Genomic DNA, 18,049 nt, shown 5'->3' on the forward strand with positions numbered 1-18,049 from the left:
CGACTAAACAGATCAAGTAAAATGCCCATGAGCCTGACGCCCGCGATGCCGAGACCCGAGCCGAGATCCGATGCGCCCCGCCTTGCCCTGCCGCCGGTGATCCCCGCCGCGGAGCTGGACCTGCCGCCGCACAAGGGGCGGCAGGCGCGGCATCTGGTGCTGTCGCAGCCCTGCGCGAGCCACCGGTTCGACCTGCTCGACCTGCCGCAGATCCGTCACCCTCTGGCCGCGCCGGAGGCCGCGCCCTACCGGCTGTTCCGCGCCCTGCCGACGGGGCGGGCGCCCGAGCGCGGCTGGCCTGTGCTCTACATGCTCGACGGCAACGCGGCCTTCGATTTCCTCGACGCCGACATGCTTGCCACCGTGCCGGATCTCGTCGTGATCGGCATCGGCCAGCGCACCGACGCGCAGTTCGAGCGCCTGTCGCGTGCCCGCGATCTCACCTTTCCCGCCGAGGGGCAGGTCGGGCTCGTGCCAGATGCGGGCTATGGCGACCGTCCTGCCGGCGGCGCGACGGGCTTCGTGCCGCTGCTGACCGGGGCGCTGCGCGCGGCGGCGGAGGCGGGCCTCGCCGTCGATCCGGCGCGGCGCACGCTCTGGGGGCATTCGCTGGGCGGGCTCTTCGTGCTCAACCTGATGCTGCGCCGGCCCGACAGCTTCGCGCGCTATGCCGCGATCAGCCCCTCGCTCTGGTGGCATCCCGAACGTTTCGCGCCGGTGCTGGAGGCCGCGCTCGCCGCGCCGCGGACGGCAGGGCCGATCCCGCTCTACATGGGCGTCGGCACGCGGGAGAAACGCACGGGATTCGGCGGCCCCGTGCCGGACGCGCCGCCGGAGAGCTTCGTCGAGCTTGCCGACCGGCTCGCAGCCTCGGGGCGGGTCGATCTCCTGCGCCAGGTCTATGACGGGGCGGTGCATATCGCGAGCCTGCCGACCTCGCTGCCCGCGACGCTGCGCTTCGCCGCCGTCTAGATCCGCGCCGCCAGCAGCGCGGCGATCTCCTGCGCGTGATCCGGCGCGACCATGTCCTTGTGCAGGCAGGGCAGGGAGAGGCTTTCCACCCGTGCCGCATGCGGCGCCCACATCCGGGCGTCGAGATCCCGCTCCCGATGGTCGAGCCCGGCGCGCAGATGCAGGAGCGTGCCGTCGTAGACCCGATGCTCGTGGCGCCGCATCAGCCCGTTCGTCCCGGTGACGAGGCGCACCACCGCGTCGAGCACCTCCGTCGGCAGCGCCCCCAGCAGGCTTTCGCGTGCCTTGAGAAACGCCACGACCTTCGCGCGGGTGTCGAGGTCGGGATGGGCCTCGGGATCGTGCCCCGCGATGGCCAGAAGCGCGCGCAACGCGGCCACCGGATCGGGCTCCGGCTCCGCTCGCCAGGCTTCGGACGGATAGGCATCGAGCGCGGCGAGCAGCCCGACATCGCGCCCGCGTGCGGTGAGTTCGACGGCGATCTCCTGGGCGAGGATTCCGCCGAGCGACCAGCCCGTGAGGTGGAGCCGGGGGCTGTCGGTCGCTGCCTCTATCAGGTCGGCATAGTGTCGGCAAAGCGTCGGAAGGCTGTCGGGCATCTCCGCACCCGAGAGCACGGGCGACTGCACGCCGAGGACCGGCAGGCCGGTGCGGGCGTGAAACGCCTCCGCCAGCGCGCGATAGCCCCAGGCGAGGCCACCCGCCGGATGCAGCAGGACGAGAGGCGCGCCTTGGCCCGTTGCGAGCGGGAAGATGGGGGAGAGACCCGCGAGCGCGTTCTCCCCCTGTTGCAGCGCGTGGGCAAGCCCCGCGACCGTCGGCGTCTCGAAGAGCTGGCCGAGCGGCACGGCGCGCCCGGCGATCTCCTCGAAGGCGAGCAGCAGGTTCAGCGCCGACAGAGAATCGCCGCCCAGGGTGAAGAAATCGGCCTCCCGCACCGGCACCTCCGGCAGGCCCAGCGTGGTACGGAACAGCTCCGCCACGCGCGCCTCGGTCGCGTTCTGCGGCGGCGTGCCGCGGGCGGCGGCGATCTGCGGCTTCGGCAGGGCCTTGCGGTCGAGCTTGCCGTTGGCGGTGACCGGGAAGGCGGGCAGGGTCACGATATGCTGCGGCACCATATGGGCGGGCAGCGTGACCGACAGCCGTGCGAGCATTGCCTCCTCGTTGAGGCAGGGTGCGCCCGCGACATAGCCCACGAGCCGCATCGGCCCGCCGAGATCCTCGCGCGCCAGCACAGCCGCCTCGCGCACGCCGTCGAGCCCGGCGAGCGCATGTTCGATCTCGCCGGGTTCGACGCGCATCCCGCGGATCTTGATCTGGTGATCGTTGCGCCCGAGGTAGAGGATCGCCCCGTCCGCGCGCCGGCGCACGAGATCGCCCGTCGCATAGATCCGCGCGTCCGCGACGAAGGGATCGGGCCGGAACCGTTCGTCGGTGAGATCGGGCCGCCCGAGATAGCCCCGCGCCAGTTGCCGTCCGCCGAGGAACAGCTCTCCCGCGACCCCTTCGGGCACCGGATGGCCGAGCGGATCGAGCACGTAGCAGCGCGTGTTCCAGACCGGCCAGCCGATCGGCAGCGGGTGCGCGGTGTCGGTGTGCGACGCCTCCCAATGGGTGACATCGACCGCGGCTTCGGTCGGGCCGTAGAGATTGTGCAGTTCGGAGGCGATACGGGCGTGGAACCGGTCGCGCAACTCGGCGGGAAGGGCCTCGCCCGAGCAGAAGACCTGCCGCATCGCGATCCCCGCGCTCGCAGGATGGTCGAGAAAGCCTGCGAGCATCGAGGGGACGAAATGGCAGACGGTGACCGCGTGCTCCCGGATCGTGGCGGCGATCGCGGCCGGGTCGCGATGCGCGCCGGGGGCGGCGAAGACCAGCGTGCCGCCGCAGAGGAAGGGCAGGAACAGCTCCCACACGGAGACGTCGAAGGTCGTCGGGGTCTTTTGCAGGATGCGGTCGGTGGCGGAGAACCCGTAGTGCTCGCGCATCCAGAGCAGCCGGTTCACGATGGCCCGATGTTCGATCATCACGCCTTTCGGCGCCCCGGTGGATCCGGATGTGAAGAGAACATAGGCGAGATCGTCCGGCGCGGGGCAGGGCCGGGCCCTGCCCTCGGGCCGTTCGGGCCAGTCGGCGGGCGGCAGCGGGGTCATCGCGCCGCAGGTGTCGAGCGTGGCGGCGGCAAGGAGCGCGAGCGGCTGCGTCTGTCCGATCAGCCCGGCGAGCCGTTCGGGCGGCTGCGACGGATCGAGCGGGACATAGGCCGCGCCCGCGCGCAGGATCGCGACGAGGGCGACGGACAGCTCGGCGGAGCGCTCGAGCGCGACGGCGACGCAGCGGTCGCGCCCCGCGCCCATGTCCACAAGCCGCTCGGCCAGCGCGGTGGAGCGGCGGTCGAGTTCGGCATAGCTCAGCCGGTCCTCCCCCGCGATCACCGCAAGCGCCTCCGGCGCCGCGCGCATCTGCGCCTCGATCAGGGCGGCGAGCGTGGTGTCGGGCAGGGCATGGTCCGTGGCGTTCAGCCCGTGGATGAGGCGGCGGTGTTCCTCCTCCGTCACGGTCGGCACGGGGGCGAGGCTGTCGGCCCCGACCACGCGGTCGAGGAAGGCGGCGAGGCGGTGGAGATGCGCCTCGATCTCCGCCCCGCCGTAGAGGTCGGGATTGGCGTCGATCTCGACGGTGAGGGCGGCCTTGCCGTCGCCGCGGTAGCTCACCGTCAGATCGTCGACCGGCCCCGCGCCCAGGATGTGCAACCGGCTGTCGAGACCGTGGAACTGCGGCGCGATGTCATAGGGCTGCACGTTGATGAGCGGGCCGTAGAGCGCGTCCCCGACATGGGTGCGGCCGAGGTCGCGGCGCAGCATTTCCGAGCGGTAGCGCCCCGCCTTGCGCAGCCGCGCGAGCATTGCCGCCTCGCGCAGGAGCGCGGGGTCGAGCGCCTCCTCCTCGTCGATCGCGAAGCGGTAGGGCAGCACGTTCATCCACATGCAGGGCACGCGCGCGGCCTTCGTGCCGAAACGCGCCATGAAGGGCAGGCCATGGACCGGGTCGCCGTCGGGGGAGACACGGCGCAGATAGGCCGCGGTGAACAGGGTCAGCAGGTCCGGCCAGCCGATCCGAAGATCCGTCGCGCGGGTTTGCAGGCGCGCGAATGTGGCGGGATCGACGTCGATCTGCCGCCGCAGGAAGCGCGGGGCGGAGCGGCGTGGCGCCGCCTGCGCGGAGGGCGAGGCGGGCGTTCCGAGCGTCGCGCCGTAGTCGCGCCAGAAGGCGGCGTCGGCGGCGCGCTGGTCGCTGTCGCGATAGGCGCGGTCGGCGGCGAGCGCGTCGGCGAAGGGGGCGAGCGGCGACGGCGCCTTCCGCCCGAGCTCCGCGCCGTAGAGCGCGCCGACGCGATTGGTCACGAGCACCATGCCGAAGCCGTCGATGGCGAGGTGGTGGATGCGCTCGTACCAGAGGTGATGTGTGTCGGAGAGGCGGAACAGGATGAAGGCGGCAAGCGGATCGCGCGCCGGATCGAGGGGCGTGGCGCTGTCGCGCTCCATCCTCTCCCGCGCCCGGTCGAAGGCGTCGGGCGCCCCGCGCAGATCGACGATCTCGAGCCGGGGCGCGTCCCCGCCGAGGCTCTGGCGCGGCCGGCCCCGCTCCACCCGCAGGCGCAGCCGAAGCGCCTCCGCCTCCGCCATCGCGGCCGCATGGGCGCGCGCGAAGGCGGAGGCGTCGAGCGGCCCGGTCAATTCGATATACTGGCCGGTGTTGAACAGCGGATTGTCGGGATCGAGCGCCTGGGCATACCACAGCCCCTCCTGCGCCTCGCAAAGGTCGAAATCCGCCATGCCGTGTCAGTCCTGATGTGCCTCGAGGGCCGCCTGCCAGGCCCGCAGCGTCGGTTCCTCCGCGAAGGACAGGAAGTCCATGTCCATGCCGCGCTCCTGCCAGCCCATCACGAGCGTCATGATGAGCATGGAATCGAGCCCCATATCGGCCAGATTGTCCTCCATCCCGATCTCCTCGGGCGTGGTGTAGAGGGCTCCGGCCACATCGGCCCGGATGATGTCGAAATCTATCGCCATGGTTGACCTTCAGGCAAAATGCTTCTCTTTCAATTGCGCCCGGAGCTTCCTGCGGTCGGTCTTGCCGACCGCCGTGGTCTCCAGCGCGTCGATGAACACGATCTGGTCCGGCACCTTGAAGGCAGCGATGCCGCGGGCGCGGATAAAGGCCTTGAGCGCGGGCGGCTTCACCTCCGCCCCGTCCTCGAGCACGACGAAGGCGCAGGACCGCTCGCCGAGGAAGCGGTCCTCGACCGCGACGACGACCGCGTCGAACACCGCCTCATGGGCCAGCAGGTGATCCTCGATCTCCTCGGCGGAGACCTTTTCGCCGGCGCGGTTGATATGGTCGCCGGCGCGTCCCTGCACCTCGAGATAGCCGCCCGGACGCAGCCGCACGATATCGCCGGTGCAGTAGTACCCGCCCTCGATGAAGGCGCGCCGGTTCGCCTCCGGCGCGTTGTAATAGGCGCGGATCGTGTAGGGCCCGCGGGTGTGCAGGACGCCCGGCTCGCCCTCTGCCACGGGCGTGCCGTCCTCGCGCAGCAGCAGGATCTCGTCGTCCGGGCTGATCGGGCGGCCCTGCGTTCCGATCACGATCTCCTCGGGATCGTCGAGACGGGTGTAGTTGACCAGCCCCTCGCCCATGCCGAAGACCTGTTGCAGCTTGCATCCGAGCGTCGGACGCACCCGCGCGGCGGCCTCCGGCGTGAACTTCGCCCCGCCGACGCCCAGCACCTCGAGCGAGGAGAGGTCGTGCTTCGTCTTCGCGGCCGCCTGCATCCACAGCAGGGCGAGCGGCGGCACGAGGCCGGTATGGGTGATGCGCTCCGCCCCGATCAGGGGGAAACAGGCATCGGGGGCGGGAGAGAGGCTCATGACCACCTTGGCGCCCACCGACAGCGCACCGAAATAGCCGGGGCTCGACATCGGGAAGTTATGCGCGGCGGGCAGGGCGATGAGCAGCGCGCTTTCCTGCGTCAGTCCGCAGATCGGGGCCGAGGCCTCGAAACTGTAGATATAGTCGTTATGGGTGCGGGGGATGAGTTTCGGGAAGCCCGTCGTGCCGCCGGAGATCTGGAGGAAGGCGACGGAGGCGGGATCGACCTGGGCCGGCGCCCGCAGCGGCGCGGCGTCCCGGAGCCGGGAGAGCGGCACCAGCCCCTCGGCCTCCCCGTCGATATAGGCGGTGACGAGATCGGGGCAGTCCGCCAGGGCCTGACGGGCGAGCGGGGCGTAGTCGAACCCCTCGTGCCGCGCCGCCACGACATAGGCGCGCGCCTGCGATCCCTGCGCGAGGTGGAGGATTTCGCGCTCCCGATGTGCGGGCAGGGCATAGACCGGGAGCAGCCCGGCGTAGAGCACGCCCAGCACCACCGGAAGGAAGCGCGCCGAATTCGGAAGCTGCACCAGCACGCGCTCTCCCGTGTTCAGCCCGGAGGCCAGGAGCCCGCCCGCGATGGCCTGTGCCTCGGCCAGAAGCTCGTCATAGGTGAGCCGCGTGTCGCCGGCGACGAGGGCGGTCCGGGGGCCGAAGGACCGCGCGAGGCGCTCGAGCCACTCCCCGAAGGTCTCGTCTTTCCAATACCCCTTGTCGCGATAGCTCTGCGCCAGATCGTCGGGCCAGGTCTGGGTCGGTGTGCGCATGCGCGGTATCCTTGGACGGCGTTCGCGGCTGCCGGCCGCGATGCGGTTGGGGACCACCTGGCGTGGCGCGGCGCCCGCAGTCGCGGGCGCGTCACCGGCTCGGGATCAGTTCGAGACGGAAATATGGGAAAGATCCGGCTTCTGCAAGGGCGGGGTTTCGGGGCGGGAGGGCCTGCGTCCGGCCGTCCGGCGGGGCCCGGATGCGGCGGGGGGAGGGCATGGCCGCACATTCCCGACAAAAATTCTTTGCCTTTGCGCTCCGATCTTTTATGTCTCCGCTGAATTTGCGCAAGGCCGCCCGCAGGGGAAGGCGGCGCGGCAAGACCAGAAGCGAGATGCTCGAGCACGGATCCGAACTCCCAGTCCTCGCGCGGATGGACCGCGCGATCCTGCGCCTCGAGGGCGCGGTGGCGGCCCTGCTCCTCGGCGCGCTCGCGCTCCTGATGCTCGCCAATGTCGGGCTGCGCGCCTTCGGCCGGCCCCTGCTCTGGGGCGACGAACTCGCGGTCTACCTGATGGTCTGGACCGCCTTTCTCGGCGCCTCCATCGCGATCGCGACGCGGATGCAGGTGGCGGTGGACCTGCTGGCCGAACGCCTCGGCGCGCGGGGCCGGGACCGGCTCGCGCTCCTCGTGGATGCCGTCGTGCTCGCCGCGCTCCTGATCCTGAGCTGGCTCGTCTGGCGCTGGTTCGATCCCGTCGGTCTTTTGCGCACAGGCTCCGGCGCGGCGCTGGCGGCGGAGACCTTCAACTTCATCTATCAGAACCCGACGCTGACGCTCGGACTGCCGAAGACGCTGTTCTGGGCGGTGCTGCCGGTCTTCTGCCTCTGCGCGGCCTTCCATGCGCTCGCCGCGCTCTGCGACGATATCGCGCGCCTCTCCGCGGGGCGCCGGACATGATCGCCGCCGTCGCCTTCGTCGCGCTGATCGCGCTCGGCGTGCCGATCGCCTGGGTGCTGGTGCTGACCTCGCTGGCGCTGATCGCGCAGGGCGGCGACTGGATCCTGCTCGAAAGCCTGCCGCAACAGCTCTTCGGCGGGATCGAGACCTATGCGCTGCTCGCGCTGCCGCTCTTCACCCTGCTGGGCGAGCTGATGGGGGCGGGCGGGATCGGGCGGCGGCTCCTCGCGCTCGCGGGCGCGCTGCTGCCGCCGCTCAAGGGCGGGCTCGCCTATGTCAACCTGCTGGCCAATGTGCTGATGGCGTCCGTGCTCGGCTCCACCACCGCTCAGATCACGGTGATGTCGCGGCTCGCCGTGCCGGAGATGGAGCGCGCCGGGCATCCGCGCGAGCTGTCCGCGACGATCACCGCGGCGGGCGGGCTGCTCGCGCCGATCCTGCCGCCCTCGATGAACCTCATCGTCTTCGCCGCCATCGCGCAGCTTCCGGTCGCGGAGCTCTTCGTCGCGGGCGTCGTGCCGGGGCTCGTGATGGCGGGGCTCTTCGTCGTGGTGATCGCACGGCTCGCGCGCCGCCACGACCTGCCGCCCGTCGCGCCCGCGCCGATGGCCGAACGCGGCCGCGTGATCATTGCGGCCCTGCCGGCGCTCTGCGTGCCGCTGATCGCCGTCGGCTCCATCCTCACGGGCCTCGCGACCCCGACCGAGGCCGCCGCGGTCTCCGCCTGCGCCGCGGTGCTGGTCGGCATGGGCGTCTATCGCGAACTGCGCCTGCGCGACATTCCCGGCGCGCTCCTGCGAGCGGCGAAGGGGGCGGGGCAGGTGCTCTTCCTCGTGGCCTGCGCCCAGCTCCTCGGCTGGGTGCTGACCTATTCCAACCTCCCCGCGATGACGGCGCGGCTGCTCCAGGACCTCACGCAGTCGCCGCTCGTCTTCCTGCTGCTCCTGAACCTGATGCTGCTTGCGCTCGGCATGATCATGGAGCCGATCCCGGCCATCATCCTGACCGCGCCGGTGCTGCTGCCGGTGGCGACGGATGTCTACGGCATCGACCCGGTGGCCTTCGGCATCGTCACCTGCGTCAACCTCACGCTCGGCCTGCTCACGCCGCCGGTGGGCGCGGGGCTCTATACCGCCGCGCTGCTGACCGGCACCCGGCCGCTCGGGCTCGCGCGGCGGCTGATCCCGTTCTTTCTCGCGGTGCTCGTCACGCTTCTGGGCCTGACGGTCGCCGCCGCCAACCCCTTTGCATCCTGAGGAGATACCATGAGACTTTCCACGTTCCTCGCGCCGCTCGCGCTCGCTCTGGCGATCGCGGGCGGGGCCTCCGCCGAGACGCTCAAGATGGGGCTGATCACGCCGCCGTCGCATCAATGGACGAAATCCGCGGCCACGCTGGCCGATGCCCTGTCCGGGGAGACCGGCGGGCGGCTGACGCTCGAGGTCTTTCCCGCCGGCCAGCTCGGCAACGAGGCGCAGATGCTCCAGCAGCTCCAGAGCGGGGCGCTCGACCTCGCCTTTCTCACCGTGGGCGAACTGACCAACCGCGACCCGGAATTCGGCGTGCTCACCGCGCCCTATCTCGTCGAAACCGGGGAAGAGGCCGCACGGCTGCTCGAGGGCGAGGTGGCCGCGGGCCTGCTCGACCGGCTCACGCCGCTCGGGCTGCACGGCCTCGGCTACGGGCAGGCGGGGATGCGCATCGTGCTCCTGTCGAAATCCGGGCCTCTCGAGGAGGGCGGCACCGTCGCCGGGCGCAAGATCCGCACCGTCCCGCTCGCCCAGGAGCTCGATTTCTGGCGCCTCGCCGGCACCACGCCGACGCCGCTGCCGCTCACCGAGCTCTACGACGCCTATGCCAACGGCCAGATCGACGGGATGCAGATCGACTATGAAGGCGCCGTCAACATGGGCTTTGCCGATCTCTCCTCCGCCGTGCTGGCGACCGAGCACATGATCTTCCCGATGGTGGCCGTCGCCTCCGCGCGCAAGTGGCAGGGCTTTTCCGAGGAGGACCGCGCCCTCATCGAACGCCTCGTGGGCGAGGAAGCGGCGCGGATCCGGGCGCTCTATCCCGAAATCGACGCCGGCTATCGCGCGCAGCTCGAGGCGGCGGGCGTGCCGGTCCTCACACCGGGGCCGGAGGTCTTCGGCCCCGCGGTCGAAGAGTGGAACGCGCTCTGGGGGCAGAAAACGCCGGTGCTCGAACAGCTCCGCGCGGAAGCGGACGCGCTCTGACCGGCGGCGCGGGGGCGGGCGACCGCCCCCTTGTCGCTCACCCGCGGCCGGCCATCCGGCGCAGCGTGCCGTCGCGCCACAGCGCCTCGTGCAGCGCGACCATCGCGACATGGCCGCCGATCAGCACGGCGAGGATCCATCCCATCTCGCCGTGCAAACTCTCCCCGACCTGCGCCGTCCAGCCGAGTTCGGTCTCGCGCGGCGGGAAGATCGTGACGCCGAAGGGCGCGAAGCCGCGGGTTGATCCCGCCGCCCGGATCAGCGCGCTGAGCGGCACCAGCAGCATGACGACGTAGAGCAGGGCGTGGCCCGCCTTTGCCGCAGCCCCCAGAAGCCCGTCGGCATGGGTCGGCCGGCGCCGGCGCATCGCGAACATCCACAGGATGCGCAGCACGACGAGCAGGAAGATCACCGTGCCGATCTGCTGATGCAGGCCGACGAAGAAGGCGACAAGGGGCTGGCGCCCGAGAGCGAGTTTCAGCGCCATGCCGGTGAGCTGCCACAGCAGGAGCGCGGCGAGCGCCCAGTGCAATATGCGGCTGACGAGACCATAGGCGGCCGGGGTGTCGAGAAGTACGTCGTTGATCTTCATCTGGTTCCGTAAGATTTCTAAATGCGTTCCAAGGGACTCTGCGGCGCCGTGAGGGCAGGTGGGCCGTCCGTGGGAAAGTTTACCGTTTTCATCTGACTTTGTCTTCCCATCGTTGTCCCGTGATTTTCCGCCGTCTTCCTCTCCTGCGCCTGCGCCTGCGCCTGCGCCAGGGGCACGGCCCCGGATGATCGCGGGTGCCGCCGCGCCACCGGCCGAGTTAGGACCTGCCCGGAGCGGCCGCGGGTTTTTCGCCTCCGTTCCATTTCATGCACTTGCATGAAATCGGATTCCCCTCTACTGAGGTGCCAAGCCAGGCCTCCCCCCAGCATCCGAATTGCGACATCAACGGATCGGGGGCACATATGATCAGGCGTCACTCAGGCCGGACGCGGCTTTATTCCACCACCATTCTGGCTGTTACCATGACCGGCGGCCTTCACGCGCAGGAGGCGGGGTTCTCGCTCGATCCCATCATCGTGGAGGCGCGTGACGAACTGTCCGACGCGGCCGACCGCGCGACCTCGATGTATGTCTCGGATGCGGAGCTCGAGCGGGCGCGGACCGGCGATCTGAGGGACGTCTTTTCCGGCATCGCTTCGGTCTCGGTCGGGGGCGGGATCCCGCTGACCCAGAAGATCTATGTGAACGGGGTCGACATGCTGAACCTCGGCGTGACGATCGACGGCGCGGCGCAGAACAACCGCGCCTTCCACCATGTCTCCGCCAATGCGATAGATCCGGGGCTGCTCAGGCAGGTGCGCGCCGATGCGACGGTCTCGCCCGCCGATGCGGGGCCCTATGCGCTCGCGGGCTCGGTCGTCTTCGAGACCGTGGACGCCTCCGACATCCTTGCGCCGGGTGACCGCTTCGGCGGCGACCTGCGGCTGAGCTATGCCGACAATGGCGAGACCTTCCAGCGCGCCCTGACCCTCGCGGGGCAGGAGGGCGGCTTCGAATGGCTGGGCTATGTCAAGCGCGCCACCGGCGACGATTACGAGAGCGGCGCGGGCGACACCATGACCGGCACCTCGGCCAATCTCGAAAGCTATCTCGGCAAGCTCGCCTACGAGAGCGCCGGGGGCCACCGGATCGAGCTTTCGGGCCAGAGCCTGACGGATAACGAGATCCGGCAATACCGCCCGAACTTCGGGGACTCCCTTGCGGGCTTCAATCCCGGTCCGACGCTCTATGAAACCGAGCGCCAGAGCTATTCGCTGAGCTACGGGAACACGCTGGCCGAGGGGATGTGGGATCCGGAATTCACCCTTGGCTATTCGCGCAGCGACATCGACCGGCCGCTCATCGAGGCGAGCTACGGCACGTCGGAGACATGGTCCGCGAGCCTGTCCAACACCTTCCACCTGAACGGCAGCGACACGGTCACGGCGGGGATCGACTGGCAGGAGCGGCGGGGCAATTACACCTCTCCGGCCAGCGGCGACGACGACACGGAGAAATCGCGGATCTTCGGCCTCTTCGCCCAGGCGCGGCTCGTGCCCGACGACCGCTGGACCCTGTCCTTCGGCGCGCGCTTCGACCGGCAGGAGTTCACCGGCGTCACCGGCACCACGATCGAGACCGAGGGCGCCTCGCTCAACGGGTCGGCAAGCTATGCGGTCACGGACGGTTTCGTGCTGCGCGGCGGTCTGTCCACGGTCTTCGGCGGGATCGACATCGAGGACAATTACACCTTCTTCCGCATGACGGATTACAGCGGGCTGGAGTCCTCGCGCGCCAACAATGCCACGCTCGGCTTCGACTGGGAGATCGGCGCGCTGACGCTGGGCGGCGAGCTCTTCGTGACGGAGATCGGGAATGCCCGCAGCTCGGCGGAGAATTTCGACTTCGAAAGCCGGGGGTTCAACCTCGGCGCGACCTACGGCTGGGCCACCGGCTTTGCCCGCGCGACCCTGTCGCACAGCGATGTCGAGGTGGACGGCGAAGCCGCCGCCGGCTATGAGGCGCTCGACTTCGGCGCGCCGCTCGGCACGGTGATCGCGCTCGAGGTGGAACAGCAGACCGGCATCGAGGGGCTGGAGATCGGCGGCGGGCTCGATATCGCCTTCGACTACGACATGCCCGACAGCGCCGACAGGGATCTCGAGGGCTACGAGGTGGTGAATGTCTTCGCCGAATACGTGCCGCCCCGCTTCGAGGCCGTGACGCTGCGGCTCGAGGTCGAGAACCTGTTCGATGCGAGCTATGCCGACCGTGCCACCTATGGCGGCGAATACGATACGGTCGTGACGATGAAGGAGCCGGGGCGCACCGTCTCGCTGACCGCCGTCACCCGGTTCTGACACCGGTGCGGATCGCGCGGCGGCGGCGCTCCGGCCCCGCCGCCGCGCTTACGGATAAAGCCGGATCAGCAGCCGCGCGAGGCCGTAGGCCTCCGCGGTCGACAGGCGCGGCATCAGCTCCTCGTGGATCGCCGCCTGATAGAGCGGCCAGATCCGCTCATGTTTCCCCACCCCCTCCGGCGTCAGCGTCAGGATGCGGCTGCGGCCGCGTCCGGGCTTTGGCGTGCGGTGGATGAGTCCCGCCAGTTCCATGCGGCGCGTGTGCCGCGAGAGGGCGTATTGCGGGACGTAGAGGCGGCTTTCGAGCTCCGCCATCCCCACACCCTCCGGTCCGGCCCGCTCGATCTCCAGAAGGATCTCGTACCAGATCGGATCCTCCACCCCGGCCTCGCGGAGAATGCGGGAAATCCGGGGGACGAGGGATCTCTGGACCCTCAGGAGGTTGAACCAGACACGGTTGTAGCCGATCAGCGGGTCTTCGTCGGCGGGAAACGGATTGTCCGATCGTCGCGTGTCTGCCTCTGTCACGGTGGCGCTCCATCTGAGGGTCAGGATTGGACTGTGGAGATCTTTTCGGAACTTCCACGCCGATTTGCAACGGTCTTCGGCGCTCTCGGCCTGCGGGCGGAGCGAGACCCGCCGCCCGCGCGAAACACCGGCCACCGTCGCGCCTGAGCCGGCGCCGGGAGAGCGGGTCGGGAGAAGCGTGCTGTCGCGCGGAGGGAAGGGGGCGGGGCATCCGTTCTCCTTGCGGAGCGATATTCGAAATCTTCGTTCCCTTTACGCCGCGAGGTCTCAGGCTGTAATCTCGATCGTGTTGGACGTGATTCATAAGTCACTCTGACATAACGATTTTTATCGACGCGCGGCGCGTTTCCGCCGCCCTTTTCCTATGGGAGCAAAGAGGATGCCGAAAACAGAATCGCGGCCGGTCGAGCTTGGAACAGTCGCGCCAGAGTTCCGCCTCCCGGACGCCAGCGGCCGGCTGCATGCCCTCTCGGACTACGCGCAGAGCCCGGCTCTTCTGGTGGCCTTCATCTCGAACAGATGCCCCTATGTCCTTGGAATCCGGGAGGCCTTTGCCGCTTTCGCGCGTGCGAACGCGCCCCGCGGGCTTCAGGTGATCGCGATCAATTCGAACGACCCCGAGCACTATCCGGAAGAAGCGCTCGACCGCCTCGGCCAGGAGGCGGAGGCCGTAGGCTACGGCTTCCCCTATCTCAAGGATTACGATCAGGAGGTCGCACGCGCCTATGACGCCGCCTGCACGCCGGATTTCTTCCTTTTCGATGCCGGCCGCCGGCTCGCCTACCACGGGCAGTTCGACGGTTTCCGGCCCGGAAACGACGTTCCCGTGACCGGTTCGGACCTCCAGGCCGCCGTCGATGCCGTCCTGTCCGGGGCCGCGCCGACCGCGCGCCAGATCCCGTCCATCGGCTGCAACATCAAGTGGCGCGAGACGGCGCATCCCGCAACCGTCGCCGCGGCGGAGTGATCGCCCGGCGATCCAGCCGGCGCGCCCCGAGGGCGCGCCGCCAGAGCTGAACGGAAGATGCGATGACAGATTTCGCGAAGGACAATGGACATCCGGCGCCTGACCGGCTCTTGCTCCAGGCCGATGTGCTGGTGCTCGGCGGCGGCCCTGCCGGAGCCTGGGCGGCCATTGCCGCGTCCGAAGCCGGCGCGCGGGTCGTGCTGGCCGACAAGGGGTATTTCGGCACGAGCGGCGCGACGGCCCCGTCCAATACCGGAACATGGTGCGTGCCGCCGTCCGAGGACCGCGCCGAAGCGGTGGAGCGGCGGATGCCCCGCACCCTCGGGCTCGGGGACCGGCGCTGGATGCTGCGGACGGTCGACCAGTCCTATGCCGGGCTGACGCGGCTGGTCGAATGGGGTTACCCGTTTCCCTCCGATGCCGAGGGCAATCTCTATATCGCCAACCTGCGCGGGCCGGATTACATGCGCTTCATGCGAGCCCGCGTGCGGGCGGCGGGCGTCAGGGTGCTCGACCACCATCCGGCGCTGGAACTGCTCTCCGACGGGGAGGCGATCACCGGCTGCGCCGGGCTCGACCGCCGCACCGGCAGGGACTGGCAGGTGGACGCCGGCGCGGTGGTGCTGGCCACCGGCGGCTGCGCCTTCTTCGAACGCAACATGGGAGCGGCCGGCCTGACCGGCGACGGCCTGCTGATGGCGGCAGAGGCGGGCGCGCTCCTGTCGGGCATGGAGTTCACCGGCAAATACACGATGGCGCCCTATGGCAGCTCGCTCAACAAGGGCCTGCCCTTCCGCTGGGCGTCCTTCCATGCCGAGGACGGCTCGCCGCTCAGGAATGCCAAGGGGGAGCCGCTCGTCAACGGCATCGGCGGCGCTTCCGAAAGGGACATCGTGGCGGCGATGATCGCCGGGCCGGTCCATGCCCGGCTGGATCTCGCGCAGGGGGCCCTGCGGGAGTGGCTGCGCCGGGGCCAGCCGAATGTGATGCAGCCCTACGACCGCAAGGGCATCGACCCGTTCACGGAGCTTTTCCGTGTCGAGCTCAAGCCCGAGGGCACCGTGCGCGGCACGGGCGGCATCCGGGTGGCCACGCATGACTGCGGCACGGGCATTCCGGGCCTCTATGTCGCCGGCGATGCCGCCAGCCGCGAGGATGTCGCGGGGGCGATGTCGGGCGGCGGCTCCACGAATGCCTCCTGGGCGATCGCCAGCGGCTGGTGGTCGGGGACGGGGGCGGCCGGCCATGCCGCGCGCCGGTCCGCGCCGCGGCGTTTCCGCAGGACCTCGGCGCCGCTGGGCACGGCGGGGCTGCGGCCGCGGCACCGGGCCGAGCCGCTCGACACCAAGATGCTCGCCGCCGCGATCCGAAGCGAAATGGCGCCGCTGTCGAAGAACTACACCCGCAGCGGCGACCGGCTTGCCGAAAGCCTCGGCACGCTCGACAGGCTGTGGACGGCGGTCGCCGATCATCTCGGCGGCGAGGGGAAAGGCCGGCTGCGCCACCGGGAGATCGCCGGGGCGATGGCCGCGGCGCGATGGACGCTGACGGCGGCCGCGGCGCGGCGGGAAAGCCGGGGCATCCACCGCAGGACGGATTTCCCCGACGCCGCGCCGGGACCGGTGCGCCGCTACCTCCTGTCGGGCCTCGACCGCATCGAGGTGCAGGTCGAGGCGGAGGAGCCCGCCGCACGTGAAAGGGAGCAGGCGTCATGATCGAGGTGGTTTCCGCGAGCCGGTGTATCCGGTGCGACATCTGCGTGCGCGTCTGCCCGGCCGATGTTTTCGGGAAGGACGGGGAGGGCCTGCCGGTGATCCTCCGGCAGGACGACTGCCAGACCTGCTTCCTGTGCGAGATCTACTGTCCGACCGATGCGCTGTTCGTCGCGGAGGTGGCGGATGAGGTGACGGGGATCACAGAGTCTGTCGTGGAGGCGTCCGGCCTGTTCGGCGCCTACGCCCGGTCGCTGGGCTGGGCGAAGGGCCGCGCGGGCGGCTCGCAATTCGACACGACGCAACACCTGCGCGCCGCGCAGACGTAATTCATGGAGAGCGCCAGATGGATCGCATCGTCGCAACCAATGTCTCGAAGACCTTTCAGCTCAAGCCGGGCCAGTCGGTTCTGGTGGACGGGGTCGAAACCAACGCCATCACCGTTCTGGACGGGCTCGACCTGACCATCCGGAAGGGCGAGTTCATCACGCTCGTGGGGCCCTCGGGCAGCGGCAAATCCGTGCTTCTGGACATCATCGCCGGCCTCACCGCGGCGACAGAGGGCGATGCGCGGATCGACGGCCAGCTCATCCAGGCGCCCGATCCGCGCATGGCCTATGTCTTTCAGCAATATGCCCTGTTCCCGTGGCGCACCGCACTCGAGAATGTCGAATATGCGCTCGAGGTGCGCGGGGCCGGTCGCACCGAACGTCGGCAGAAGGCGCGTCACTTCCTCAACATCTTCGGCCTGGGCGGGTTCGAGGACAGGTATCCGGCGCAGCTCTCCGGCGGCATGCAGCAGCGGGTGGCGATCGCGCGGGCGCTGACGACGGATCCGGAGGTCCTGCTGATGGACGAACCCTTTGCCGCGCTCGACGCCCAGACCCGCGACATTCTCCAGGGCGAGCTCCTGCGGATCTGGGAAGAGATCAAGACCACCGTGGTTTTCGTGACCCATTCGATCGACGAGGCCGTGTTCCTGGCCGACCGCGTGGTCGCGATGACCGCGCGTCCCGGTCTCGTCAAGGAGATCATCGACATCGACCTGCCGCGACCGCGCGCGCCGGAAATCCGCAACACGCCGGAATTTTCCGTCCTGCGCGGGCGGGTCTGGGAGGTGCTGCGCGACGAAGTCACCAAGGCGCAGAAAGACTGGGCGCTGGCGTCGGCCACCCATTAGGAGATCCGAAAATGACCTATGTTCTGGAAAAACATGCCGACAAGCCGCCGCTCTCCGCGGTGCTGAGGCGGGGCGCGGCGATATTGGTGCCGCGCACGCGCGGCATTTCGAACCTCCTGCTCGGCCTGCCGCTCATGCTCGCGCTCTGCGCGCTCTGGGAAATCGCGCCCCGCGTCGGGTGGATGAACCCGATCTTCTTCCCGCCGCTCTCGGCGGTGCTCGCGGCGCTCGGCGATCTGATCGGCTCGGGAACGATGGGTCGGCACATCGGCATCAGCCTGCAACGCGCGGCCTACGGTTTCGCCCTGGCGGTCGTGGTGGCGATCCCGCTGGGATTCCTGATGGGGCGCTATTCCCTGTTCGAGAAGATCACCGATCTTCTGGCCCAGACGCTGCGGAACACCTCGCAATTCGCCCTCCTGCCGGTCTTCGTGCTGCTGCTCGGCATCGGCGAGGCGTCGAAGATCGCGATCACCTTCTACGCGGCCGTCTTCTTCCTGCTGATCAACACGATCGTGGGCGTCAAATCCGTGGACCCGCTTCTGCTCAAGGCCGCGAAGTCGATGGGAACCTCCGATCTGCACCTGTTCCGCAAGGTCATCTTTCCCTCCGCCATCCCCTCGATCGTGGCCGGTGCGCGGCTCGGGATCAAGACGGCGCTGTTCTCCGTCATCGCGGCGGAGATGCTGGCCGGGAGGTCGGGCATCGGCTACCTGATCTACAATTCGCAACTGATGCTGAAATCGGCGGACATGTATGCCGGGATCATCACCCTGACGGTCGTCGGGCTGGTCCTGAACTACGTCCTCGTCGCGATCGAGCGGCGGGCGACGCACTGGCGGCCGAACCCGGACGACACGCCGCACTGAGCGGCGGTTCCCTGCACGAGCCCGCCCGCCCCCCGGCGCGGACGGGCGGCGGCGGGGCCCGGCGCATCCGGGACCGCCGCGACCCATCTGC

General features: G+C 69.6%; 15 protein-coding genes. 10 read left to right on the forward strand and 5 right to left on the reverse strand.

Translation table 11 applies throughout. The annotated features are described in order from the left end of the window. Positions 1-27 precede the first annotated feature (27 nt). A complete protein-coding gene (locus tag P73_RS24370) occupies positions 28-972 on the forward strand; it encodes an alpha/beta hydrolase (protein ID WP_245629264.1) in 945 nt (314 codons plus the stop codon). Here P73_RS24370 and P73_RS10635 read toward each other — a convergent pair. Genes P73_RS10635 through P73_RS10645 form a run of 3 tightly spaced genes read right to left on the reverse strand, consistent with a single transcriptional unit; the run spans position 969 to position 6,671 of the window. Then, positions 969-4,808 (reverse strand): non-ribosomal peptide synthetase, encoded by a 3,840-nt coding sequence (locus P73_RS10635; protein WP_043869541.1) that lies wholly within the window; start codon positions 4,806-4,808, stop codon positions 969-971. The genes P73_RS24370 and P73_RS10635 overlap by 4 nt on opposite strands. 6 nt (positions 4,809-4,814) lie before the next feature. Next, on the reverse strand, positions 4,815-5,045 hold the full coding sequence (locus P73_RS10640) for a phosphopantetheine-binding protein (protein ID WP_043869542.1): 231 nt from the start codon (positions 5,043-5,045) through the stop codon (positions 4,815-4,817). Between the two features lie 9 nt (positions 5,046-5,054). After that, positions 5,055-6,671: a (2,3-dihydroxybenzoyl)adenylate synthase gene (locus P73_RS10645; protein ID WP_043869543.1), complete on the reverse strand. Its 1,617-nt coding sequence runs from the start codon at positions 6,669-6,671 to the stop codon at positions 5,055-5,057. Between the two features lie 335 nt (positions 6,672-7,006). Between P73_RS10645 and P73_RS10650 the strand changes: the two genes are divergently transcribed. Genes P73_RS10650 through P73_RS10660 form a run of 3 tightly spaced genes read left to right on the forward strand, consistent with a single transcriptional unit; the run spans position 7,007 to position 9,810 of the window. Further along, positions 7,007-7,573, forward strand: coding sequence for a TRAP transporter small permease (locus tag P73_RS10650; protein ID WP_052453174.1), 567 nt, complete (start codon positions 7,007-7,009; stop codon positions 7,571-7,573). Then, positions 7,570-8,829 (forward strand): TRAP transporter large permease, encoded by a 1,260-nt coding sequence (locus P73_RS10655; RefSeq protein ID WP_043869544.1) that lies wholly within the window; start codon positions 7,570-7,572, stop codon positions 8,827-8,829. The genes P73_RS10650 and P73_RS10655 overlap by 4 nt, the downstream gene beginning before the upstream one ends. A gap of 9 nt (positions 8,830-8,838) precedes the next feature. Beyond that, the gene (locus tag P73_RS10660) at positions 8,839-9,810 is read left to right on the forward strand and encodes a TRAP transporter substrate-binding protein (protein WP_043869545.1); all 972 of its coding nucleotides are present in this window, start codon (positions 8,839-8,841) and stop codon (positions 9,808-9,810) included. A gap of 37 nt (positions 9,811-9,847) precedes the next feature. On the opposite strand, the gene P73_RS10665 is transcribed toward P73_RS10660, so the two are convergent. Further along, positions 9,848-10,402: a cytochrome b gene (locus P73_RS10665; protein WP_043869546.1), complete on the reverse strand. Its 555-nt coding sequence runs from the start codon at positions 10,400-10,402 to the stop codon at positions 9,848-9,850. A 422-nt stretch (positions 10,403-10,824) separates the two neighbouring features. Here P73_RS10665 and P73_RS10670 point away from each other — a divergent pair, with 422 nt between their 5' ends. Then, a complete protein-coding gene (locus P73_RS10670; RefSeq protein ID WP_245629279.1) occupies positions 10,825-12,702 on the forward strand; it encodes a TonB-dependent receptor plug domain-containing protein in 1,878 nt (625 codons plus the stop codon). A gap of 48 nt (positions 12,703-12,750) precedes the next feature. Here the strand turns inward: P73_RS10670 and P73_RS10675 are convergent, their stop codons facing one another. After that, positions 12,751-13,230, reverse strand: a complete 480-nt coding sequence (locus P73_RS10675; RefSeq protein WP_245629265.1) for a MarR family winged helix-turn-helix transcriptional regulator — start codon at positions 13,228-13,230, stop codon at positions 12,751-12,753. A gap of 379 nt (positions 13,231-13,609) precedes the next feature. Between P73_RS10675 and P73_RS10680 the strand changes: the two genes are divergently transcribed. The 5 genes from P73_RS10680 (at position 13,610) to P73_RS10700 (ending at position 17,958) form a co-directional block, all read left to right on the forward strand. After that, positions 13,610-14,197, forward strand: a complete 588-nt coding sequence (locus P73_RS10680) for a thioredoxin family protein (protein WP_052453175.1) — start codon at positions 13,610-13,612, stop codon at positions 14,195-14,197. 62 nt (positions 14,198-14,259) lie between these two features. Continuing rightward, positions 14,260-15,912 carry an FAD-binding protein gene (locus P73_RS10685; protein ID WP_052453176.1) on the forward strand — a complete coding sequence of 551 codons (1,653 nt, stop codon included), beginning with the start codon at positions 14,260-14,262 and terminating at the stop codon, positions 15,910-15,912. Further along, positions 15,909-16,238 (forward strand): 4Fe-4S dicluster domain-containing protein, encoded by a 330-nt coding sequence (locus P73_RS10690; protein ID WP_043869548.1) that lies wholly within the window; start codon positions 15,909-15,911, stop codon positions 16,236-16,238. Before P73_RS10685 ends, P73_RS10690 begins: the two co-directional genes overlap by 4 nt. A 17-nt stretch (positions 16,239-16,255) precedes the next feature. After that, positions 16,256-17,089, forward strand: coding sequence for an ABC transporter ATP-binding protein (locus tag P73_RS10695; protein WP_043869549.1), 834 nt, complete (start codon positions 16,256-16,258; stop codon positions 17,087-17,089). Between the two features lie 11 nt (positions 17,090-17,100). Further along, a complete protein-coding gene (locus tag P73_RS10700; RefSeq protein ID WP_082033198.1) occupies positions 17,101-17,958 on the forward strand; it encodes an ABC transporter permease in 858 nt (285 codons plus the stop codon). Positions 17,959-18,049 lie beyond the last annotated feature (91 nt).

This window comes from Celeribacter indicus, assembly GCF_000819565.1.
In the GTDB taxonomy this organism is placed as follows: Bacteria; Pseudomonadota; Alphaproteobacteria; order Rhodobacterales; family Rhodobacteraceae; genus Celeribacter; species Celeribacter indicus.

Coding starts and splice junctions, on each gene's coding strand:
- P73_RS24370 (WP_245629264.1), top strand. CDS start 28: ATGAGCCTGACGCCCGCGATGCCGAGACCCGAGCCGAGATCCGATGCG.
- P73_RS10635 (WP_043869541.1), bottom strand. CDS start 4,808: ATGGCGGATTTCGACCTTTGCGAGGCGCAGGAGGGGCTGTGGTATGCC.
- P73_RS10640 (WP_043869542.1), bottom strand. CDS start 5,045: ATGGCGATAGATTTCGACATCATCCGGGCCGATGTGGCCGGAGCCCTC.
- P73_RS10645 (WP_043869543.1), bottom strand. CDS start 6,671: ATGCGCACACCGACCCAGACCTGGCCCGACGATCTGGCGCAGAGCTAT.
- P73_RS10650 (WP_052453174.1), top strand. CDS start 7,007: ATGCTCGAGCACGGATCCGAACTCCCAGTCCTCGCGCGGATGGACCGC.
- P73_RS10655 (WP_043869544.1), top strand. CDS start 7,570: ATGATCGCCGCCGTCGCCTTCGTCGCGCTGATCGCGCTCGGCGTGCCG.
- P73_RS10660 (WP_043869545.1), top strand. CDS start 8,839: ATGAGACTTTCCACGTTCCTCGCGCCGCTCGCGCTCGCTCTGGCGATC.
- P73_RS10665 (WP_043869546.1), bottom strand. CDS start 10,402: ATGAAGATCAACGACGTACTTCTCGACACCCCGGCCGCCTATGGTCTC.
- P73_RS10670 (WP_245629279.1), top strand. CDS start 10,825: ATGACCGGCGGCCTTCACGCGCAGGAGGCGGGGTTCTCGCTCGATCCC.
- P73_RS10680 (WP_052453175.1), top strand. CDS start 13,610: ATGCCGAAAACAGAATCGCGGCCGGTCGAGCTTGGAACAGTCGCGCCA.
- P73_RS10685 (WP_052453176.1), top strand. CDS start 14,260: ATGACAGATTTCGCGAAGGACAATGGACATCCGGCGCCTGACCGGCTC.
- P73_RS10690 (WP_043869548.1), top strand. CDS start 15,909: ATGATCGAGGTGGTTTCCGCGAGCCGGTGTATCCGGTGCGACATCTGC.
- P73_RS10695 (WP_043869549.1), top strand. CDS start 16,256: ATGGATCGCATCGTCGCAACCAATGTCTCGAAGACCTTTCAGCTCAAG.
- P73_RS10700 (WP_082033198.1), top strand. CDS start 17,101: ATGACCTATGTTCTGGAAAAACATGCCGACAAGCCGCCGCTCTCCGCG.